The organism is Brevibacillus sp. YAE8, from assembly GCF_057543335.1.
Map to the genome: position 1 here is coordinate 345,290 of NZ_BAAIYG010000002.1, position 21,783 is coordinate 367,072.

The window sequence follows — 21,783 nt, forward strand, 5'->3', positions numbered from 1 at the left end:
AACTGCCCGGGCGTTTTTTCGCTTGTTTTTTTCAGGTAGCGGAAGCAAAGGCCGTCTGCTGCTGGAGCGCTTCCACCGGGATCGGCTCGCAGTCCAGCAGCTCGCGGAAAAACTGGACGTCCAGCAGTACGTCGCCTTGAATGCCGCGCTTTGCTTTTGGCGTCAAATGCTTTTGCGCATACAGCTTTGCCAGCACGTATTTGCGCGCGTTGTTGTCTTTGGCCACCTGGTCCTCGGCCTCGCTGACGATGCAGGAGAGCGCGTACAGGTCGATCATGTGGTCGGCGAGCGCCTTCAATTTATATGTCACATAATCAGGCGACTGCCGGAAAAGATAGGCGATATTTTCCTCCAAAACCGCAAGCTCTGCTTGCAATAGCTCGGCAAACGGCTGTGAAAAGGCGTGACGCCAGCCTTCGATACGGGAGCGCAGCAGCCGGGCGAACACGACATGGCTGTTTTCTTTTTGCATGACGCGCAAAATGTCCAGGGCGAGGATGTTGGACGTGCCCTCCCAGACCGTCAAAACCTGGGCGTCACGCAGCAGGCGCGGCGTAACGTACTCTTCGATAAAACCGTTGCCGCCGTGAATCTCGATCGCCGCATGGGCGGCCTCGACAGCTTCCTCTCCGGTCCGGTATTTCAGCAGCGGAATCAGCAGCCGGGCGAGCGCCATGTCTTCGCGGCTTCCCGAGCCATCCTGCAGGCGGTCGTACACGGCAATCATGTCAAACACCGCGCCAGTGCTCACTTCCGTATCGAGCAGCAGGCTGACCAGCATCTCTCTGACCATCGGATATTGGTCGATCGGGTTTTGGAATGCCCGGCGCTGGCTCGCGTAATATTTCGCTTCGTACAGCGCCCGGCGCATAATGCCGATGGATGCCACCGCGTTGCAAATGCGCGACAGGTTAAGCGCCTCCGCCATGTATTTGAAGCCGTTTTCCGGCTGGCCGATCAAGTAGCCTTCCGCTCCATGGAGCAGGATCTCGGCAGACGGCACCGCGTTCACGCCGAGCTTATCCTTCAGGCGCCGCACCTCGATCTGATTGCGCGTCCCATCCGGCTTGAGCCACGGGACGAGAAACAGTCCCAGCCCTTTTGTGCCCGGCTTGCTCTCGTCGATTCGCGCCAGCACGGTGGCGACCATCGCCCCTGCATTGCTCGCGAAAAACTTTTCGCCTGTCAGCCGATAGACGCCAGACTGCCCCTCCACGGGCTTCGCCACCGTGAGATTCGCTCCCACATCCGAGCCGCCCTGGCGCTCCGTCAGCCAGGTCGCGCCCTCGTACAACCGGGTGCGATCCCGCGAGGTCAGTCCGCTGAGATACTGCTTTTTCTGCGCGTCGCTTCCGTAGCGGTCGATCAAGTACGCCGCCGACATCGTGAGCGTGACAGGGCAATAAAAGCCCGGCTCGGTCTGGCTGACGAGATAGCCCATCAAGAACGAATAGCTGTAGGGCGCCTTGCGTCCAAGCTCCGGAATGTCGTGGTACAAATAGCTGACAATCCCCGCTCCGTACACGTCCGCCACCGTTTCCTTGTAGCCTTCGTTCGTGATGATCTCCGAGACGTCCTCGCCCAGCCGGTTGTATTTGCGCAGGCGCGGCTTGCCTTCCCGATCCGTATAGGCAGCCCGCTCTTCCAATGGCCCCGCCGCTTGTGCTCCCAGCCAATGCAGTTGCTGTGTCGCCCACTCGTGCATGGCGGCAGGCAAATAGCGTTGGAGCAAATAATGAAGATTTGGATCGGCGGCGAAAAAGTTTTGCTCGCTGCCCGGGCGCGGATGAGGGATGTTGTCACTGTACCGGCGCTGGTCGATTTTCGCTTGCAGCTCGCTCATGTCAGCTCCACTTCCTTTTCCGAGGTCGAATCGCGCAAGACGTGCTTGAGCACTTTTCCGCTCGTATTTCTCGGCAACTGAGGAATGACTGCCACCTGCCGCGGCAGCTTGTAATCGGCGAGATGGCCGCTCAAAAAGCCGCGCACCTCCGCCAGCCAATCGCGGTTCGCGTCCACGTCCGGGCGCAGCACCAGATAGGCGGTCACCGTCTCGCCCCACTCCGGATGCGGCAAGCCTACGACGGCCACTTCGGCAATCGCCGGATGGCGCTCCAGCAGTTGTTCAATTTCCTTCGGGTAAACATTGATCCCGCCCGTAATCATGACGTCTTTTTTCCGGTCGATGATCCACAGGAAGCCGTCCTCGTCGAAGCGCCCGATGTCCCCCGTGTAAATCCAGCCGTCGCGCAGCGTCTCTATGGTCGCTTCGGGGGTGTTATAGTAGCCCTTCATCGAGCCTTCGCCGCGCACGCGCACTTCGCCGGGGGTACCCGCCGGGACGGGAAGGCCGTTTTCATCCACGACTTCCACTTCGGCAAACAAAACGCCGCGGTTCCCGACACTGCCCACCTTGTCCGGGTGCTCGCGATGCAGCAAGCGCGTGCCAGTAGGCCCGGCTTCGGTCAGGCCGTAGACGCACGCCAGTTTGTCCCGCCCGTATGCCTGCTCCATCTGCGTAGCCATTTCCTTGGACAAAGGAGCGCCGCCGTACATCCAATATTCGATCGACGACAAATCGTACTTGGCAAACTCGGGATGCTTCATCGTCAGCAAGTACGCAACTGGCGCCCCGAAGAAATGCGTAATCCGGTGTTTTTGCACGAGCGACAAAAGCAGCTCCGGAGAAAAGGTGAGCGCCATCACCTGCGTCGCTCCCACCATCAGCCCCGAGATGAAGAACAGATGCAGCGGTGCGGAATGGCTGAGCGGCATGAGCTGGAGAATCCGCGAACGATGCTGGATCGACAGCTCGATCGCCATCATCTTGGCGACGGTCAGCAAGCTTCTGTGCGTATAGAGCACACCTTTTGGCCGCCCGGTCGTGCCTGACGTGTACAAAATGCTGACTTCGCTGTCTTCCGTCAGGTCGGGAGCGTCCGGGTTGATCGCAAATTCATCCAGCCGCGTCAGGACGTCTTCTTCCGTCTCCCAGGCCGCGGTCCCTACCCACGCTCCCTGGCTGTTCCCCGTCTTGATCGCGATCAGCCCTGGCTCCTCTTCGATCCACTCATTGACGGCATGGACGAGAGCTTCGTGAACGATCAGCGCTTTTGCCTGTGCGTGCTCGCAAATATAGCGCACCTCTTCCTTCGTCGACCGCGCATTGATCGGCACGACAAGCGAGTGGCAGCGAATGACGGCTATGTAAAAGAAAGCAAACTCCGGGCAGTTCGGCAGCATCAGCACGACGCGATCGCCCGGCTCGACCCCTTGCTGTCTCAAGCGGTAAGCCCACCTGCTTGCGATCTCGTTCCACTCGGAAAAAGTAACTTCCACCTCTCCCGCAACAAGCGCAGGCTTGTCGGGATATTTGCGTCCGTTGGCAGCAAGCAAAGCTGATACGTTCATCGTTTTCCCTCCCCATGTTCTTCCAGCAGTTTTTGTTCGAATCCTCGCTTGTAGGCGAGAATGTCTTCCCTCAGTTGGCCCAGCTCCCTGATTTTTTCATCAATCTCCGCGAGCTTCTGGTTGCCGTACTCAATCGCGCGCAAAAGCTGGGCGCGTCCGCTGCGGTCCTCGCCAAACAGCTCGATCATCTCGCGAATTTGCTCCAGGGAGAACCCGAAGCGCTTTCCCCGCAAAATCAAGCGCAGCCTGGCCCGGTCCTGGCGGCTGTAGTACCTGATTCCCCGCTCCGTTCGCGCCGGCAAAATCAAGCCGACTTCCTCGTAGTAGCGGATCGTTCTCGTGCTGACATCCAATTCTTGGGCAAGATCAGAGATCGACCATGATGTTCGCTTTTCGTCGGCTTCTCTGTTCATGTACGCCTGCTCCTTCACGACACTTTTTAAATATTCAGAAATAATTGACTAACCATATTTTACCTCCCGTTTACGTTAACGTCAACGGAAGCTTCCTTGCTGCGAAAAAATTCGTAGGAACATTCACCGATCTGTTATACGCCCATATATTGTCATTGTGAGTTTTAGGAGGAGGTGAAGCAATGGCCGTCATCAAAGCGAACAGTAATGACGTCGATATGCTTGCCCGATTGATCCGCGCTGAAGCCGAAGGAGAAGGCGAGCTGGGCATGCTCATGGTCGGCAACGTCGGCGTGAACCGCATTCTCGCCAACTGCCTCGATTTTAAAAACATTCGGACGATGCGGGATATGGTGTACCAATCTCCGGGCGGGTATGAAGCCGTCCAAAAGCCGTACTTTTACCAGCGCGCCCGCGATCGGGAAAGACGGTTGGCCAAGCGCACGATTAACGGCGAGCGGACCCGTCCCGCAACCAACGCGCTTTGGTTTTACCGCCCTTCCGGAAACTGCCCCCCTACCTGGTGGGACCAGACGAACTCCGGGCGCTACAAGGCGCACTGCTTCTTCGTGCCATCGCGGGAAAATTGTCCACGCGTTTATTAGATCAGCAGATAGATAAAGGAGCGAGTTCATCATGAGTCAGCAAATGCCATACCAACCGTATCCGTACGGGTATGAAATGTATCCTTCCGCCCAGTTTCCCTACGGGATGCAGCAACAGCAGCCGCAATTGGTTCCTATGCAGCCAAGCGGCGCGCTGATCCCCGGCACGCCTTACACGCCTGGGCAAGTCGTGGAAGAATCGTACATCGAAAACATTTTGCGCATGAATCGCGGCAAAGTGATTACGGTTTACCAAACGTTTGAAAACAACAGCCAATGGAACGCCAAAATTTTCCGCGGCGTGCTGGAGACAGCCGGACGCGACCACATCATTCTCAGCGACCCGCAAACAGGCAAACGCTACCTGCTGCTCATGGTCAATACTGACTACATCACGGCAGATGAAGAACTGAACTACATTCCTCCTTCTCTTCCTCAAGGGGTTCGCTAAGCTTTGGCCTCAAGCCCAAAAGGATAGCTTCCGTCTGCACGCCGGACGGAGGCTGTCTTTTTGTTATAATAAGGAGAACGACCAAGCTCGCAAGCGATGCGAGCCAGCTTGAAAAGGAAGAGGATGAGACTTCGTGGCATTTGGCATTTCGCGACTAGAGCTGAACCAGTGGAAACAGGCCGTACAGCGCGGGGAAATCGCTTTTTTGACCCATTACTGGCTGGACCCGCGTTTTCCCGGGATAAAGACGGTGACGAAGGTAGGCTGTGCCGACACGCAAAAGCTGGCGGACTGGTGCACAGCGAACGGGCTGAACCCCGCCTATATCCACCATCGCCAGCCGTTTCCCCACTTTGACCTGATCGGGCCCAGACAAAAAGAGATTTTGCAGCGGACAGGGCTTGGCGACCATCTGGAGCGCTTTCGCCTGCTGGACGACTAAACGGCAAACAGGCCGCCCGCAAAAAGGCAGCCTGCTGCTGATCGGCCCCACTACATCCGCTTTTCCTGATGGTAGCCGCGCTCGTTGTACGGAGCGAGCTTCTCCACCCATTTTTCTTCCAGTTTTTCCAAAGCATCCTTGACATCGACATTCGGGTCGTCCTGGTGCTTCAGCACTTCCAGCACCTCGAACTCGAACGCGTCCGCCCCCAGCTCGTTCCATTCCTTTTGCAGTTCGCGGTTCGGATGCGAGCCGTGCTGCAGCATGAATTTTTTCCCGTTGATCGTTTTTAAGTTCGCGCTGCTCGCGACCAAAATTTTGCCATTCACCTTGTTGCGAATCTGGTAGACCCCGGCTTCGCTTTTGACTTCTTTGTACATCTGCTTGAGCGCTTGCTTGCGATTCGCAGACTTCTCCTCCTGCGCCTCTTCGCCGCTGTCCTGATCCGTGCGCCAGTAGGCACTGCCATCTGCCTCTCTGGTCAAAAAGCCGTAATCGATCAAATACCGCCGCAGCGTGACGTAATCGGCGCAGACAGCTTGCAAAATGTCATTGACTTCCTGCTCGCTGTAAATTTTGTCCGGCGCAAAGTGCTTGGCGACTTCGCGGCAAACGACGAGCCTGTGCTTGTGCTTGCGCGGAATCCGGTCCAGAGCATGGCTTCGCCCCTGCGGAAAATATTTTTGCAAAATCGCTTCATACTCGGCAGAGCCGGACTCCACCTGGACTTCCTCCTGCTTTTGCGGCTTCCCCTTTTTCGCGGCAGCAGGCGGGCCGTCCTGATCCGCTTCGCGCAGCAGCTCCATCAGCGTCAAAAACACTTTTGCCTGCCGCTCCTTTTCCTTTAGCGCAAAGCGATGGTTGCGGATCGTAGAAGCGCTGCCAATACCCAGCTCCGCCTGCACCTCGGCGTCTGACTTGCCGGCAAAAAACAGACGCAGCAGGCTTGCCTGATGGTCGGAAAGCCCGCTCAGCCGTTTGTCCAGCCCGCTCAGATGGGCAAACACCGATTCATGCTCTTGCTCGATATGGTGGCGCATATAGCGAGACGCTTCGAACAGGGCGCCGTCGACCGGGTAAATGATGCCTTTTTCCACTTGCTCCCCACACAGCAGGCACAAGTAATCGTGCGTCCGCTCCACAAACCCTTGCTTGGCTTCCTGCAAAGATGCGTTCCAAAACTGTTCCATCACGTTCAAATCAAACACATCCTCAATTCGTCTGTTTTATTATAGGCAATTTAACACTATGTTTGTTTTATGTCAAAAGAAAAAAGCTCCATGCCGCGCAACTGCGCAAACAAGGGAGCTTTTTGTCTATCGCCTCCGCTATGCTTTTATCGTCTCCAAAGTCTGGCTGACGAGGGCAAGCTCTCGCAGGAAGGCTTGCCGATCGCCCTTCCAATAGTTTCCCTCTGTTATTCCCCGATTTTGCCGATAGCGAATCGCCAGCCGGTTCACCAATCGACTGACCTCCAGATGCCGGATTTCGTCCATCGTGAAAAAAACCCCATATTCATAAAACTCCTGCTCCCACAAGCGGGAGCGCACCACATGTCCGTATATTTTCAGCGGGACTGCGCACAGCTTCATCTCAAACTGCAGGACGAGCTGATCGCTGGCAGGCATTTTGAGGTGAGACAAAAAACACAATCCTCTTGCCCCGATATCCTGAACCAATACCTTCGAACTGCCAATTTCCATGGTTCTTCCTTTAACCAGGACAATAGTCATGTCCGCACAGAGGGGATACTCCAGCTTCAGTCTGAAATGTTCGCGTCGATTGCCCTCTGATCTACCTGCCATTGTCCCCATCTTCCTTTACATTGTACTTTCGGCCAAACAGTCAAGTGAAGCGCTTTTACGCGTCCGGCACCAGCTTGCCTCTGCCGCTTATTCGCAAGCGTCGCCATCGACTGGAAGCGCTTATGCCGCAAAAGAAAAACAAGCGTCGTTATAGCTGACGCCTCGCTTATTTTTTCTGCTTCTTGTGCCGTATTTCCTGCAACTTTGTGCCAAATTGTTCCCACAGCTCTCTTTGGTCATACTCGATCGAGTCGCGCTTTTCCAATCGAAAGAGGAGCTTTATCACAAACCAGACAACCAGCAAAAAAGCAAAAAAGATGACCATGGTAAAATAAATCATAAGTTCCGCCCCCTCCCCATTTGTTACCAAGATATGGGGAGGAGCAAAATAAGATTACCATTCGTGGCAAAATAATGACAATTCCAAAATTAAAAAGCGGTCATACTCTGCGGCTTCTGCGCGGAGGAAAAGAGCCGATCCAACTGCGGCAAGAAAGCTGTATCGTCCAGCTCGACCATTCCGTACTCGTACAACTTGCTGAAACGGACAACCCCCATCACGAGCGAGGAGAAATCGGAAATGTCCAGTTCGACCGACACGTCGGCTTGTCCATCGCGGGCGACATGAGCCTGTCCGTGCTGGAACTGCACCAGCCACGTCCCTTCGTTTTCCGGCAGGAACGAATCGCGCACGGTCAGGCGCAAGCTTATTGTCTCTGCGCCAAAGCGATGCTCGGCGAGCTGGCGGAAAAAGCCCGGCACGTCAATCACCCGGTACATCAGCCCGACTCCCGAGACATGGCTCTCATGGTAGACGCTGGGCAAAAGCCTGTCGGTGCCATTTCCCGGGTCAGACAAGAGCAGGTGAAAATCTTCGTCAGGCGTCGTCAAGACGATCCGCTGGATTTGGTCTGCCTGACTGTGCAGGAACGAAAGGAGCTGGGCCAGCGATTCGCGCGACTCGTACAAAAGCTCCTTGACCACGAGGTTGTTGTAAATCTTGTTTTCCGCGTGAGCGCTTTCAAATTGGAAGGCGATATAGCCTGTCAGCTTGCCTTCTTTCTGGACGCCGACCACGACTTTTTCCGGCACGTTCAAGAGGCTGTCGATATCCCGCTCCGTCCGCCGGATCATCCCGTGCGTCTGCCGGGCAACGCGCTGGTAGCAGGCCAGCACCTGCTCCTTGTCTTCTTTTTTTAAGTACACGATCTGTTCCTTGCCTGTATAGGGCAGGCTCGCCGGCTTGAATTTGTATTGATGGATTTTGCTGCCTGCGCCAAAGCCCATCTGCTTGTAAAAATCGACACGAAACGGATAGAGCGAGACGATCGGAATCCCCCGCTCCCGATAAGCCGAGAGGAATCCATGCAGCATCGCTTTTGCGACCTTTTCCTTTTTGTGCAGCAGGTCCACGGCCACCGTACCGATTCCCCCCGTCAGCAGCGGGATGCCGTACACATACATGGAAAGGTCGTACCACTTCATGATCCCTACGAGCCGACCATCCCGATAGCACCCGTGATAGCTGACATTCGGGTCATTTTCCAGCGTGCTTTTGACGCGTTCTGCGAACTGCTGTCTGCTTTCCGTCCCCAGGAGGTTGCTTCCCGGATAGGCCATGGCGGCTATTCTGACTACCTCGTCAATATCGTTTCGAGAAACAGGGCGAATCTCGTCCATCGTCACACACTCCTGTCTGTACACGCTCGAATGAACTTCCGTCTAAAAAAATTTTATAGAATCATAGTGGGGCATGGCAACATATTTTTGGATATTTTGGAAAACTCCCTATTCAGCCACCTTTGGCTGTCTACCGCAAAAAGCGCCGACCGGGCGGCCGACGCCTAGATTATGCAGCTAAAGAGAGTAACGCATTCATTAATTAGATGAATTCATCCATTAAATCAATTAAAGAAATAATGTTCAGAATATAAAAACTTTACAATTTTACATATTTAGACATTTTTTCATTAAATCTCCTTTAATATATAAAATATATTCTATATCATCCAAAAATATGCAGGAGGGGTTTGTTGCTGCACTTTCTCTTACGCTGTCTTTAGCTACTTCAATTTCTCCGACATTTGCCGCTGACGAAGGAAAGAAAATAGTTCAACCAAATCTAGACGAGAACTTTTGGAACGACTATAATTCTTGGTTAGCGAATCGAATACGCATAAAAGGCAATGATCCAGGTGGATCAGGTATGACATTAGGGGTCGATAGCACCCTATATTATACAACTTCAGGAAGTTTCACAAAAAGAACCCAATATAACGGTACTGCAGGTGGTAATTACTACACAACAACTTCAAGTGGCGGAAAGTTACTTGGCTGGGGAACTACCTCTGGTTTAGGGTATGCCGAAGTTCAGACGTGGGTTGGCCCAGAGTTTACACCGCAAGGATCCGGATCTAAAACAGCGTATATTTCATTTTATGGTAGAAGATATGGTGCAATGTTAGGATCAGGCACTTCTCAATATAAAATAGTCGGTGCTGTTAAGGACTTAACAACAGGGGCTATCATTGGAGAAGTTGAACTTGATAGTGCTACTCTAACAGGGTCACAGACTGTTAGAAATTATGAAGGATCATTTCCAACAAAATCTGTTTTAGCTGTATTAGAAGGCGGGCATCGCTATCACGCATTTATACGTTTGTCTGCATCTTCTGATTCAAACGCTAATATGGCTGCAAACTTTGGATTCGATAAAACTTACTATTATAACGGCAGTACCCCTGGCGTATTCCTTGATAAAGTTTTCGTCGACTTTAAATAAGCAATATTCAAAAACACCAAAGCTTTTTGGTGTTTTTGAATATTATTATCTAATTTTAAAACGAATTTGACATTGCGCTGTCAGTTAATCAATAAGATTTAATTATACGGCTTGAGCATGGTACCTCTGCGATATAACTTCCGGAATCAGGACCAGTTATGTACCGTCAGTCTAATTAGCTTCCTTTTCTAGCTACTCCCGTTAATTCGAATGAATATTCAGCGAATTATACACTTGAAAAAACACACATCGCGGTATATAAGTAAGTACCTGGAAACTTTTGAAAAGGTGTTGATGATAATGAACAAAACTCCCCAGAAATTATTACTGTATGTTGGATATGCAGGTTTGATTATTTTGAGCATGATCGTATTGATCGGTTTTTTTAATTATATTCGTACTTCTTAGCATAACGGAGTAAAGACCATATCTATTCGAAGAACATGGAGAAATGGGAAAACCTCCGCACAGGATTAATCCAGCGTGCGATTGTTTGCCCCTCTATTCAATCCCGTAGTGAGTATCACTTTGATCGGAAAAGTCTTGCCCCATTAAAATCACTCCTGCCGTTAAACATAAAGCCGGTTACACCATAAGGTTTGGTGAAAACCGGCTTTATTTGATGTCAGGAGCTCATTAGCTGCTGATATCCCTTATACGGCTATTGGCTCTGTGCTTGCTGCTTTTGGCTTCTGGCGATCAAAAGCGACAGCAGGAAGCAGCCTACGGCAATCACAAGGGCGCCTGTGAAGACGACGTGAACGCCGGAGGCAAGCACGTCGCGGATCGCTGCCAGCTCTCCGGCAGGGAGGGAGCCTGTTTCAAAGGAAGCTCCCAGGTTCGCATGCCCCCCTGCTACCGTCATCAGGTTGAACAGCATGCCGAAAACGGCCGCCCCGAACGTTTGGCTGAAGGTCCCTGTGAACGTGTTGAGCGCGACGGCTGTGCCGCGTTTGTCCACGGGGACCGACGCCTGGATTTTGACCATCACGATCGGGCTAATCAGGCCCATGCCGAGGCCGATCAAGCCTACGGCCACGTAAATCAAATAGCCGGCCGAGTGCGAGGACAGGATGGTCAGCAGCGTGGCGGCAACGGTCAAAATGGCGGTCCCGCCCGTAATCAACTGCTCGGCGCGCAGCTTGCCCAGCAAGTTGCCGGAAAGCACCGAGCCAATCGTCCAGCAGACCGGCATCGGCGTCAGGACGAAGCCCGCCATCGTCGCGCTTTCGCCCAGCACTCCCTGGCTCCAGATCGGCAAGTAGACGACCATGCTGATGACGATGCCGTTGGTGAGGAAGGTGAGCATGTTAATCATCGTGACATTGCGGTTCGTCAACAGCGAGAGCGGAATCAGCGGCTCCGGCGATTTCTTTTCCACCGAAACGAACACCAGATAGGTCACTGCCGCAAAGACGATCAAGGAAATCGTCACCGGACTGGTCCAGGACTGATGCTGGCTGCCCGTCAACAGCGCGTACAGAAGCGCGATCGTGCCCACGGTGAAGATCAGCGCCCCCGGGTAGTCGATATGGCGCTTCGCTTTGGCCAGCAGCTTCTCGCGGTAAAACCAGACCAGCATGAAAAAGGACACGAGTCCGAATGGCAAATTCAGAAAAAAGATATAACGCCAGGAAAGCGTATCAACCAAAAAGCCACCGACCAGCGGCCCTGCGACGCCCGACAGCCCCCAGACAGCGCTGATCCAGCCCTGAGCCTTCGCTCTCGCCGTCTGTTCCGTGTACAAGTCGCCGATGATCGTCATCGTAATCGGCATTACGGCGCCAGCACCCAAGCCCTGGATCGCCCGGAAGACGATCAGTTGGCCCATCGTCATCGCCACGCCGCATAGCGTGGAGCCGAGCAAAAAGATGCCGATCCCGATCAACAGCACATTTTTGCGTCCGAACAAGTCAGCGAGCTTTCCGTAAATAGGCGCAGACACGGCCGTCGCCAGCATGTAGATGGCGTACACCCAGCTCACTAGCTCGAATCCTGACAAATCGCTGGTAATGCGCGGCACGGCTGTACTCACAATCGTCCCTTCCATGGCGGCCAGGAAGGTCGAGAGCATCAGCGCGACCATAATCTTTACTCTCATCTCGATCTCCTCTCTCTATCTACACACGAGCTCGATTCGCCGAAAAGCGTTGTCATAGTATAACACAAAACATTGCTTACCTACGAAACAAAAAAGGCGTTCAAACACTTTGCAAAAAGCGGCCAGCAACCGTCTCCATCGCCAGACAGGAAGCCGGAAAAGGGCGCGGCGCTTTGCGGGCGGCGCCGTTCCTTTTGCTACTCGTTCCAGCTTTTGATGGCGCGAAACACCGCTTCGTAATAATGCGTTTCATGGGGAACAAAAGCGCTCTCGTCCACTTGTACATTTGCTTTGCAGCGGTGCCCTGCCTCGTCGGTCAAAAACCCTTGCGCCTCGACATGCGGCAGTTGGCCCGCAAACAGTTGCTCCAACTCGTGAAGCTTCACCCAGAAAAGCCCGGTGACCTCATCGGCCTGCAAGCGATACTCGTGCAGCGGCTGGTCGCAGGCGATGGCGAACACGTGGCACAGCTCCTTGTCGATAATCCCTGGCGAAGTCATCACATCGGAAATCACGCCGATCTCGCGCAACTGCTCAAATGGCACGGCCAGCCCAAGCTCCTCCTGCAATTCGCGCACCCCGTCACAAGACTGCTCTGCGGCGAGCAAATGACCTGCCGAAGTAATGTCGAGCAGATCGGGACACGTATCTTTTTGCGGATGTCTTTTCTGGAACAGAAGTTCTACCTGTCCAGCATGAATCCGGTAAATCCAGCAGTGAAACGTTTGATGCCAGTAGCCGAGACGGTGTACGTCGCTGCGCGCCTCCACCCCGATGTGGTTACCCGCACCGTCAAAAATATCCAGAAGCTCTTCCTTCACTCTCTCCACCTCATTCGTGCGTCGGTTTCGTTGTCTCTACCACCTTACCAGTTGGAAGGGACGCTGGCTACTGGGTTGTTGGCGAATCTCTCCATTCGACAGGGGACTTGCGCGAGGCGAACGGGGCTCCCGGACTGTGCAGCCCGTACTTTCCTCCCGGTGACGAAGAAAGGGACAGCGCTGTTGCGCCATCCCTTTTGCTCTGTCGTAATTTGCCATTCGTTATTGAATCGTCACTTCGTCCAGCATCGGGTACCCGACCGGGCTCAGCCAGAAGCTTTGACGTCCTTGGCCGTGACCGACACGTGGTCGATGGTGCGGATCGGAATGACCGGAACTTCCTTCAGCTCGATCTCGGTAACGGGCAGCGGCTCCGCGACATGGGCTTCGCCCGTCTCGACCATGGCGATCCGCGTCGTGTCTTCCGGGACTACCTTGAAGATGGCCTTTGCGTATTTTACCTTTTCGCCCCAGTAGTTGTCATTGCGCACGAGTACGATTTCCTGTCCGGGCGTCCACGATTCGAACACGAACGGCCCCGTGCCGACCGGATGCTTGCTCAACTCTTTTCCGTACTGCTCGATCGCTTTCGGGCTGATGATGCTGCCTTCGTGGTTGGCGAGGATGGACAGCAGTGGCGAGTACGGATAAGCGAGCTTGATTTGCACCGTATGCTCGTCGACTGCCTTCACTTTCTGAATCATTTGAAACTGGGCGGCGCGCGGCGAGCCTACCTGCGGGTCGAGGACGCGGGCAAACGTCGCTTTCACGGCTTCTGCGTCAAACGGTGTCCCATCGTGAAAAACGACTCCCTGGCGCAGCTTGAACTCCCACGTCACATCGTCGAGCTGCTTCCATTCGGTGGCGAGCATCGGTTTGAAGGGCTTGGCTATGCTGCGACTCGTCTCTTTTTTCGCTTGCGGTAAATCGGTGTGGTGTGTGTGGTTACGGCAGCGTGATGTCGTCAACTTCAATGTGGCCGGCCGGGCTGATCCAGACGCCCTCCACGCCTTTTTCGATTGCTGCCAGGTTTTCGGCGAAACGGTAAGGGATCACCGCGACCTCATCCATTTCGAGCTGCTGTGCTTTTTCGTAAATTTGTTTGCGTTTTTCTTCGTCTTTCTCTTTGCGGCCGTCTTCGATCAGCTTGTCGACTTCCGGATTGCTGTAGAAGGAGTGGTTGCCCGGAGCGCCGTGAGAGTTTGTGTGGAACAGGTTGTACTGGTTGTAGTCAGCGTCGCCTGTTGCGTTGCCCCAGCCGCTGATAAACAAGTCTGTCTCGCCTTTGCTCGCCGCGTCGATGTAGGCGCCGAACTCCAGCACTTTTACATCCAGGTCGACGTTGATTTGCTTGAGCTGTTGCTGCAGCACTTCGGCCACGTTGATTCGCGCCTTGTTGTCATTGAGATACACCGTTGCCTTGAAGCCGTTGGCATAGCCTGCGTCCGCGAGAAGCTGCTTCGCTTTTTCCAGATCGTAGCCGAGGTCTTTCACGTTCGGGCTGTAGCCGACCATGGCAGGCGAGATGGAGGAATGGGCGACGGTTCCGACGTCGTTGTACACACCTTGGATGATCGTTGGCTTGTCGACGGCGAGTGCGATTGCCTGGCGGACGCGCACATCATCAAACGGCTTTTTCTTCGTGTTGATGCCGATGTGCTCGCTGGAAAACGCGGCGTAGCGACCGAGCGTCATGTTTTGCGAGTTTTGCACGCGGTCTACTTCGGTGACAGGCAACTGTTCCGCGACCTGCGCTTCGCCTGTCTCGACCATCGCGAGGCGCGTGGTGTCTTCCGGGACGGTCTTGAAGACGACCTTGTCCAGCTTCGGCTTGTCGCCCCAGTAGTTCTCGTTTTTCACGAGGACGACTTCCTGGCCGGGCGTCCACGATTCGAATTTGTACGGCCCGGTTCCGGTTGGATGCTTGGTCAAATCTTTGCCGTACTGCTTGATTGCCTTTGGCGAAAGGATGCCGCCTTCTGCGCTGGCGAGCACGGACAAAAGCGGTGCGTACGGGTAGTGGAGGATGAACTGAACCGTGTTGTCATCGACGACTTTGACTTCCTTGATCGCTTCGAACAGATTGGCGCGGTTGGAGCCGACGGCCGGGTCCTGCACGCGGGCGATCGTCTTTTTCACAGCTTCCGCATTGAACGGCGTGCCGTCGTGGAAGGTGACGCCTGTGCGCAGCTTGAACTCCCATGTCACGTCATCGAGCTGCTTCCATTCGGATGCCAGGGAGCCGACGTACTTGCTTTCTTTGTTCATGCGGACCAGACCCTCGTAAACTTTGTGATGAATGATGGCGGCTGAGTTGATTTGGGTAAGAAAATGCGGGTCCAGATTGTTCGCGTCGGACAGGCGGGCGATGACCAGCGTGCCTCCTGCCTTGCCTCCTTCGCCGGTGCTGCGGTTTGCCCGGACGAATTGGCATTTGCCCCCGCTTCTGGCGCTGGAGCCTGCGAGCAGCCTGCCAGCGCTGCGGATACGGCAACGGTCATGGCAATCAGCGTCTGGAAAAAGCGCGTCTTTTTCATGTAGATGTCCCCCTCTTTTGTTTGCGCCGGATGCAGTTGAATTTTTCGATCATTCGCGCACGTTTCATTTTACCTACTGTTCAGGCTTTATTTTTTCACTCTGTTTACTTGTATTTTCACTATCTTTACTCTTTTTCAGTTTTTCCATATAGTGGAACTGGAAAATAGATACAGAAACGAGGGGTGAAGCTCGTGCAAGACCTCCCTACCTGGATGAAAGTCTTAGAGTGGGCGATTACTATCTTCCTTATCTTGTCGCTGATTAGCTCTACGGCATTTTTCCCTATTCTGGCGCTGACAAGCATGCTCGTTTACAGCGGGTCTGTAAGCTTTTTAGCCTGGAACCAAAATCGGAGAAAAGCCTATGCGCTTTTCGGATTAACTGCCATAATCGCGATCGTGTTTGTCCGCTCGATTTTGCTGCTCGTCTCTCCCTGACAAAAATTCGCCTGAGCCTGACATAGAAAGAGCTCTCTCCTGTCTCGCGGGAGAGAGCTTGCGCTACATCTATTGGATCGTCACATCGTTTACCTCGATATAGCCGGACGGGCTGATGTAGACGCCCTGCACGTTTTTCGCGATGGCGGCGAGGTTTTCGCTGCTGCGGTATGGCAGAAGCGGCACCTCGTCCATCTCGATCTGTTGCGCCTCGGCGTATATTTGCTTGCGTTTTTCCGGATCTTTTTCCTTGCGAGCCGCTTCGATCAGCGCATCGACTTTCGGATTGCTGTAAAAGGAATGGTTGCCCGGAACGCCTGCGGACGTGCTGTGGAACAGGTTGTACTGGTTGTAGTCGCCGTCGCCTGTCGCGTTGCCCCAGCCGCTGATGAACATTTGCGCTTCGCCTTTTGCCGCCAGCTCCAGGTACGCGCCGAACTCCATCACCTGAATTTGCAGGTCGATCCCGATGCCTTTCAACTGGGATTGCAGCACCTCCGCGACATTGATCCGCGCCTTGTTGTCATTGAGATAGATCGTCGCCTTGAAGCCGTTGCCGTACCCTGCTTCGGTGAGCAGTTGCTTGGCCTTGTTCAGGTCGTATTCCGGCGCCTTGATGTCCGGGCTGTATCCGATCACTTTCGGGCCGAGCGAAGAATTGGCGGCTTTGCCTACGTTATTGTACACGCCTTGAATGATCGCTTCCTTGTCGATCGCATGGGCAATCGCCTGACGCACGCGGACGTCGTCAAACGGCTTTTTCTTGACGTTCATTCCGATGTGATCCACGGCGAACGACTCGAAGCGGCCGAGCGACATGTTCGGAGAGTTTTGGACCCGCTCCAGCTCGGTGACCGGAAGCTGCTCGGCGACATGGGCTTCGCCTGTCTCGACCATGGCGACGCGGGTAGTATCCTCTGGTATGGTTTTGAACACGACTTTGTCGACTTTCGGCTTCGTTCCCCAGTAGTTTTCGTTTTTGACAATCACGATTTCCTGGCCGGGCGTCCACGATTCGAACACGAACGGCCCTGTGCCAACCGGGTGCTTGGACAAGTCTTTGCCGTACTGCTCGATCGCTTTCGGGCTGATGATGCCGCCCTCGGCGCTGGCGAGTACGGAGAGCAGACCCGCGAACGGATAATGCAAAATGATTTCCACTTTTTTCGGGTCGACGACTTTGACTTCCTTAATCATGCCGAACATGTTCGCCTTCGGGGTCGGCTCGTTTTTGTCCAAAATGCGCTCGATCGTCTTTTTCACCGCTTCCGCATCAAACGGCGTACCGTCGTGGAAGGTCACGCCATCCCGCAGGGTAAACTCCCATGTGACGTCGTCTTTCTGGTTCCATTCGGTGGCCAAAAGCGGCTTGTACTCGCTGTTGCGATCCATCATCACGAGTCCCTCGTACATTTTGTGCTGAACCACTGCCATGGAGTTGATCTGTGTGCTGAAATGCGGATCGAGGTTGTTCGCATCAGACAAGCGCGCGATGACCAGCGTGCCGCCACCTGCTGCCGATGTGGCTGGTGCGGTGCTGCTGGCAGCTTGGCCGGAATTGGCGTTACCCGTAGCTGTTTGCGACTGCGGACTGCCCGAACACCCTGCCAAAGCGGTTGCAAGCAAAACGGACAGAACAAAAATGGAACCTAGCATACGCTTTTTCTTCACAGAAAATGCCCCCTTTGTCTCGATGGTAAAAGGAAAGATGGTGACGCAACAAAATATTACTAATTTTCGAACTATTAATCTTTGCACGATCTTTACTATCTTTTTCACTATCTTTACCAGTTCTTTTTTGACTGTTCAAAATATCTCTACTAAAAAATATGGCGGAGGCCGCTGTGTCTAAAATTGCCATGAAGAATTTTTGGTCCGTGGAGCATCTTATCAGGAGGCGGGAAAAAGCAGGCGGCCCCGCCAGATGACCGCGATCATAGGATCATAAGGAGGACGCGCATGGGAATTTTTGGTGGGAATCCAAAGAATGAGCCGATGCACTATGGCGAAGTATTTGGCGTCTGGGTTTATTTAGCGACAACTAAAGCGCTGCTGGCTGGTTATCAAACCGCGATGAACCATGCTGGCGATACGGATTTGAAAGACTTCCTCGAAGACCTCATGCAAACGATGAAAAAAGAAATAGAGCGCCTGGAGGATTTGCTCAAATTGGCTGGCGTCGGCTTGCCGCCCACTCCTCCCGATCGGCCTGTCGCCGATGCGAACAGCATTCCCGTTGGCGCACGGCTGAACGATTCAGAGATTGCGCTTGGCATCTCCCGGGATATCGCAGGCGGCTTGCTGACGTGCAGCCAGATCATGAGCCAGTCCATCCGCGAAGATATCGGCATGATGTTCGGGGAGTTCCACATGACGAAAGCGCAGTCTGGCTATCGACTGTTGCGCATTCTCAAGGAAAAAGGGTGGCTAATCTCTCCGCCCCTTCATGCGCAAGCTCCTGAGCTTGCTCATGTTTAGATTTTAGCCAGTCTGCTAACGCGATGCTTTCGCCCCCAGTCCCGCCGCCATACACTGGGGGCGATATGTTTGAGGCGGCGCCATTTGACCGACCAGCATCGTTCGCTTTACAACAGTTATTCGTGCAAAAAAAAGAGGCAAGGCCACGTCGCCGCCGCGAGTGAGCCGTGCCTCTTTCTGTTTGATTGTGCAGCGCCCAACCATTGATAGCCCTGCCCTTCACTCCGTACTTGATCAGTCTGTCTTATAAATCGGTTAATATTAATTCAATAGTTCCCGTGTTGAGCTTTGCCTGAGAATTAAGATTTCTGTAATAATTAATATAGTGATTATGTTTAAAAACGATTGCTGCATCGTTATTGGTAACACGAACACCTGGTTCATATACAAAATTATTTTTTGCTGTCCTCGTTCCTAACGCAAAGTCGACAACCCACTTCGTGTAATTATCAGACAGGCTAGATTCATCAGTTATGCTTGATGATTTCGTGTTAAATGTCCAACTTACCGATGGAACTAAACCTGATAACCCAACAGAAGCAGTAGAATCAGTATCTGTTGTAAATGGACCGTATGAGCGAATTGTCTGTTCGTTAGCATCACTGCCAGTATGTCTATATCTCATTGCTAGTTCGCGGGTTTGGTAATTATTTCTGGGATCGGTTTGATTGAAAAACTTTACATCCCAAACAGAGACTTTCTTGCCTTTTAACGTTGAGATTCCACGCCTTGTATAATCAACGTTGCTAGTATACACACCCGCAAGTTCATTTCTATTTTATATGTGTAAGAATCAGAATAAGTATCATCCTCATAACTTGCTGAAGCTTTTAAAGATATAGCATTACTGAACCTCTTACGTTCGGCCAGTTCCACTTTTTCTTGGATTTCTTCTCGAATCTCATCTAGAGGAACTTCGTCTAGTTGGTCAAATATATAATCAACATGTCTGGCACCACCTTGTTCATAGACTCCTACCCCCATCAGTTTTGGCGCAGTTCCTTCATCTTCTGATGAGCGATTTATCTTGAGTTCAGCCTTAGTATAGTCCTTGATCTCTTTGGGATTTATTTCCTCACCTCGCTATTGCATTCTCACTCCCCACTTGAGTTAATATTAATGTAGTTGCTAGTCCGACACAAAGAGCGGATGCTAAAAACTTCATAACATTACCTCCATTTACATTTGTTGTTACAGTGTTATTGTATATAAAAGATAACAAAAAAAGGAAGAGAATTGAAATATGTCCAAATTATTAAAAACATTCATCGTAATCGGCTTGGGCTTTTTCACCGGATTATTTTTTGGCGGAGGCAGCAATATACTACTAGCCGGTATATTTTGGGCTTTAGTGTTTATCTTGCTAAAACTGCCTGACAAAGAAAAATAAATGAATGCTCGCTCGCCTTGCCAACCGTTTTCGCGGTAAAAAGAAGCACGCCCGATCGTCGCCGCGAGTGAGTCGTGCTTCTGTTCGGTTCTGTTTGTTCTGTGACCACAAGGCCGCGACTATTTTTTCGCATCGCGCTGTGCTATCGGTAGCAGTGTTTGTTGCTATCGTGAGGCTATTTGTCCTTACCCCAAAATCGTCATCACTTTATGCTGACTGTCCAGTACTTCCACCTTCACCGCGCCGCCCAGGTTGCGCGACACGGATTCAGCCAGTTCGTTCAGCGCCAGATGAAACGCGTCACTTCTTGTTTCATAAATGGAATTGTAAATGTCAACAAGCGGGTTGATCGTTCCGATGGAATGACCGTTTTTCACTCGTTTCAATAAAGCTTCAATGGAACAGCGCGCCCCTTTTTTCGTCTTGAATTTCTGAAAAGCTTCGCGCCAGACGAGGATGACCGGATTGCTGCTGAACTCTTCCCGGTCGAGAAATGCATGGGCTTCTTGCTCCGCCTCCCGCAACAGCTTCTCGTAAAATGCAACGTCCCTTACGGCATTGTCGATTCCCTGGCAAATCACCGTGCCAATTTTGGCCTGCGGGAATAACGACCAAAAATCATCTTCCACGATAAATTTCGGCATCATTGATCTCTCCGTTTCCTTGCACTGATTGTTTCAAACCGAATCGCTTTTTGTCGTGTCACAAACGATCCTACGTTTTCGCGGGGCTAGCAAAGGCGGAAAATACGCCGAGTACAATATAGACGTAGCCCGTCACCCGGTTCTGCAGCTTCGCACTCGCGTTCATCCGCTTGCGAATGCTCGCCGCAAGCAAGGCGTACAAGCCGTCGCTAACAAAGGCAAGCGTAATAAAGATCGCGCCCAAAAGCAAAAACTGTCCGCTGACCGATCCGGCAGAAGGCGAGATGAACTGCGGAAAAAATGCCAAAAAGAACAGGGCTGTCTTCGGATTCATAACTTCTACGAGCGCGGATTCGCATAATATCTTGAGCCATTTTTTCTGCGGGGCTTGCGCTATTTCCGAAGCCTTGTTGTCTGATGCGGAAAACAAAGTCTTGCACCCAAGATAGATCAAATAAGCCGCACCCAAATACTTCACGACCGTAAATGCTGTCGCGGATGTCATCAAAATCGCAGAAATGCCAACCGCGCCTGCCAAGACGTGAACAGCGCCGCCAAGCGATACGCCAAGCACGGATACCAGCCCCGCCTGCCTCCCTTGCTCGATGCTTCTGGCCATAATGTACAACACGGCAGGTCCAGGTATTATAAGCAAGGCAGCAGCAGCAACGACAAACAGCCAAATTGTTGAAAATTCCATAAACGGCAACTCCTTCTTAGTTACATCGGTTTTGCCCTGGCCGCAAGCGGTCATCATGCTGCAGATGCTTAAAACAGCTCTTTCCGCTGCTCACGCAACCACTTGGCGACCTGAATATCTCTTTGTTCCTCTGATTTTTCAAGCTCAGTCACAATGGATTGATAGTCGACGTTATCGCGATTTTGGCTCATTTTCGCCACCCCTTCGAGCGAGGTGATTTCCACCTCCAAACCGACGATTCCTTTCATTTCTCGCTCCAACAGCTCTGGAGCAAACGTCTCCCAAAGCCGGCCGTTTTCCCGGTGCGCTTCATAATGTCTGAGCATACCAGCCAAAGCCGTTTTCAGCTCATCCCCCGCGAGAATACGGGCGGTTCCGTACGCGTGTACAGCGAGATAGTCCCAGGTGGGAACCGATTCGCTTTTATACCAGCTCGACGAAATGTAAGCGTGCGGCCCTTGAAAAACAAGCAGCACATCGCGATTGTCCGCCAGCGTTTTCTTTTGCATGTTTCCGTAGGCGATATGCCCAGTCGCAAAAATTTTCCCGTCCTCTTCGCGAATTTCCACCGGAATGTGCGTTGCCAACGGGCGTTGTCCATCGACGGTAACCAACAAGGCAAACGGGTTCGACTTCATCATTTGCACCGCCTCCGCACGCTCCATGCGGTATAGCTTCGGAATGTACACACTTATCATCCTTTCTCCTGGAAAAATACTTGTCCGTTACAGAAAACAATAGGATACAAACTGACATGAAAAAAGA

The 21,783-nt window shown here is 52.7% G+C and carries 20 protein-coding genes and 2 pseudogenes; 6 read left to right on the forward strand and 16 right to left on the reverse strand.

Features of this window, described 5'->3' with window-relative positions; all coding sequences use genetic code 11:
* Positions 1-31: 31 nt before the first annotated feature.
* From AC27IT_RS04490 to AC27IT_RS04500, 3 genes are read right to left on the reverse strand one after another with little or no spacing between them, the layout of a single operon-like run.
* A complete protein-coding gene (locus AC27IT_RS04490; protein WP_431809281.1) occupies positions 32-1,843 on the reverse strand; it encodes an acyl-CoA dehydrogenase family protein in 1,812 nt (603 codons plus the stop codon).
* Positions 1,840-3,411 carry a class I adenylate-forming enzyme family protein gene (locus AC27IT_RS04495; protein WP_327944774.1) on the reverse strand — a complete coding sequence of 524 codons (1,572 nt, stop codon included), beginning with the start codon at positions 3,409-3,411 and terminating at the stop codon, positions 1,840-1,842. The genes AC27IT_RS04490 and AC27IT_RS04495 overlap by 4 nt, the downstream gene beginning before the upstream one ends.
* Positions 3,408-3,824, reverse strand: a complete 417-nt coding sequence (locus AC27IT_RS04500) for a MerR family transcriptional regulator (protein WP_007776524.1) — start codon at positions 3,822-3,824, stop codon at positions 3,408-3,410. Before AC27IT_RS04500 ends, AC27IT_RS04495 begins: the two co-directional genes overlap by 4 nt.
* A gap of 182 nt (positions 3,825-4,006) precedes the next feature.
* Here AC27IT_RS04500 and AC27IT_RS04505 point away from each other — a divergent pair, with 182 nt between their 5' ends.
* The 3 genes from AC27IT_RS04505 to AC27IT_RS04515 all read left to right on the forward strand — a co-directional run bounded on the left by AC27IT_RS04505 (position 4,007) and on the right by AC27IT_RS04515 (position 5,322).
* The gene (locus AC27IT_RS04505; protein WP_327944773.1) at positions 4,007-4,429 is read left to right on the forward strand and encodes a cell wall hydrolase; all 423 of its coding nucleotides are present in this window, start codon (positions 4,007-4,009) and stop codon (positions 4,427-4,429) included.
* 31 nt (positions 4,430-4,460) lie between these two features.
* On the forward strand, positions 4,461-4,880 hold the full coding sequence (gene gerQ / locus AC27IT_RS04510; RefSeq protein ID WP_327920776.1) for a spore coat protein GerQ: 420 nt from the start codon (positions 4,461-4,463) through the stop codon (positions 4,878-4,880).
* Positions 4,881-5,013: 133 nt separating this feature from the next.
* Positions 5,014-5,322 carry a hypothetical protein gene (locus AC27IT_RS04515; RefSeq protein WP_122953454.1) on the forward strand — a complete coding sequence of 103 codons (309 nt, stop codon included), beginning with the start codon at positions 5,014-5,016 and terminating at the stop codon, positions 5,320-5,322.
* Positions 5,323-5,372: 50 nt separating this feature from the next.
* Here the strand turns inward: AC27IT_RS04515 and AC27IT_RS04520 are convergent, their stop codons facing one another.
* From AC27IT_RS04520 to AC27IT_RS04530, 3 genes are all read right to left on the reverse strand, one after another.
* Positions 5,373-6,521 (reverse strand): DUF2087 domain-containing protein, encoded by a 1,149-nt coding sequence (locus AC27IT_RS04520; protein ID WP_005836149.1) that lies wholly within the window; start codon positions 6,519-6,521, stop codon positions 5,373-5,375.
* Positions 6,522-6,650: 129 nt separating this feature from the next.
* Complete coding sequence (locus AC27IT_RS04525; protein ID WP_429791033.1) at positions 6,651-7,136, reverse strand: PilZ domain-containing protein; 486 nt, start codon at positions 7,134-7,136, stop codon at positions 6,651-6,653.
* A gap of 420 nt (positions 7,137-7,556) precedes the next feature.
* The gene (locus AC27IT_RS04530) at positions 7,557-8,807 is read right to left on the reverse strand and encodes a GNAT family N-acetyltransferase (RefSeq protein WP_283858918.1); all 1,251 of its coding nucleotides are present in this window, start codon (positions 8,805-8,807) and stop codon (positions 7,557-7,559) included.
* Positions 8,808-9,333: 526 nt separating this feature from the next.
* Between AC27IT_RS04530 and AC27IT_RS04535 the strand changes: the two genes are divergently transcribed.
* Positions 9,334-9,909: a hypothetical protein gene (locus tag AC27IT_RS04535; protein ID WP_152344113.1), complete on the forward strand. Its 576-nt coding sequence runs from the start codon at positions 9,334-9,336 to the stop codon at positions 9,907-9,909.
* Between the two features lie 661 nt (positions 9,910-10,570).
* Here the strand turns inward: AC27IT_RS04535 and AC27IT_RS04540 are convergent.
* The 5 genes and pseudogenes from AC27IT_RS04540 to AC27IT_RS04560 all read right to left on the reverse strand — a co-directional run bounded on the left by AC27IT_RS04540 (position 10,571) and on the right by AC27IT_RS04560 (position 17,477).
* Positions 10,571-12,010, reverse strand: coding sequence for an MDR family MFS transporter (locus AC27IT_RS04540; RefSeq protein ID WP_007783806.1), 1,440 nt, complete (start codon positions 12,008-12,010; stop codon positions 10,571-10,573).
* A 197-nt stretch (positions 12,011-12,207) separates the two neighbouring features.
* Positions 12,208-12,831 (reverse strand): NUDIX hydrolase, encoded by a 624-nt coding sequence (locus AC27IT_RS04545; protein ID WP_487091621.1) that lies wholly within the window; start codon positions 12,829-12,831, stop codon positions 12,208-12,210.
* Positions 12,832-13,178: 347 nt separating this feature from the next.
* Positions 13,179-13,712: pseudogene (locus AC27IT_RS04550) on the reverse strand (ABC transporter substrate-binding protein); the annotation flags it as partial.
* A gap of 64 nt (positions 13,713-13,776) precedes the next feature.
* A pseudogene (locus tag AC27IT_RS04555) lies at positions 13,777-15,368 on the reverse strand (glutathione ABC transporter substrate-binding protein).
* 507 nt (positions 15,369-15,875) lie between these two features.
* Complete coding sequence (locus tag AC27IT_RS04560) at positions 15,876-17,477, reverse strand: glutathione ABC transporter substrate-binding protein (RefSeq protein WP_007783785.1); 1,602 nt, start codon at positions 17,475-17,477, stop codon at positions 15,876-15,878.
* 288 nt (positions 17,478-17,765) lie between these two features.
* On the opposite strand from AC27IT_RS04560, the gene AC27IT_RS04565 reads away from it, so the two are divergent.
* Positions 17,766-18,284 carry a DUF3231 family protein gene (locus AC27IT_RS04565; protein ID WP_007783780.1) on the forward strand — a complete coding sequence of 173 codons (519 nt, stop codon included), beginning with the start codon at positions 17,766-17,768 and terminating at the stop codon, positions 18,282-18,284.
* Between the two features lie 244 nt (positions 18,285-18,528).
* On the opposite strand, the gene AC27IT_RS04570 is transcribed toward AC27IT_RS04565, so the two are convergent.
* On the reverse strand, positions 18,529-19,041 hold the full coding sequence (locus AC27IT_RS04570; RefSeq protein WP_487091622.1) for a hypothetical protein: 513 nt from the start codon (positions 19,039-19,041) through the stop codon (positions 18,529-18,531).
* Complete coding sequence (locus AC27IT_RS04575; protein ID WP_487091623.1) at positions 18,993-19,268, reverse strand: hypothetical protein; 276 nt, start codon at positions 19,266-19,268, stop codon at positions 18,993-18,995. The genes AC27IT_RS04570 and AC27IT_RS04575 overlap by 49 nt, the downstream gene beginning before the upstream one ends.
* A 259-nt stretch (positions 19,269-19,527) precedes the next feature.
* Here AC27IT_RS04575 and AC27IT_RS04580 point away from each other — a divergent pair, with 259 nt between their 5' ends.
* A complete protein-coding gene (locus AC27IT_RS04580; RefSeq protein WP_487091624.1) occupies positions 19,528-19,674 on the forward strand; it encodes a hypothetical protein in 147 nt (48 codons plus the stop codon).
* Positions 19,675-19,859: 185 nt separating this feature from the next.
* Here the strand turns inward: AC27IT_RS04580 and AC27IT_RS04585 are convergent, their stop codons facing one another.
* The 3 genes from AC27IT_RS04585 to AC27IT_RS04595 form a co-directional block, all read right to left on the reverse strand.
* The gene (locus AC27IT_RS04585; RefSeq protein ID WP_283858914.1) at positions 19,860-20,318 is read right to left on the reverse strand and encodes a B3/B4 domain-containing protein; all 459 of its coding nucleotides are present in this window, start codon (positions 20,316-20,318) and stop codon (positions 19,860-19,862) included.
* A gap of 70 nt (positions 20,319-20,388) precedes the next feature.
* Positions 20,389-21,018: a LysE family translocator gene (locus AC27IT_RS04590; protein WP_025844174.1), complete on the reverse strand. Its 630-nt coding sequence runs from the start codon at positions 21,016-21,018 to the stop codon at positions 20,389-20,391.
* A 68-nt stretch (positions 21,019-21,086) separates the two neighbouring features.
* Positions 21,087-21,716, reverse strand: a complete 630-nt coding sequence (locus AC27IT_RS04595) for an FMN-binding negative transcriptional regulator (protein WP_487091625.1) — start codon at positions 21,714-21,716, stop codon at positions 21,087-21,089.
* Positions 21,717-21,783 lie beyond the last annotated feature (67 nt).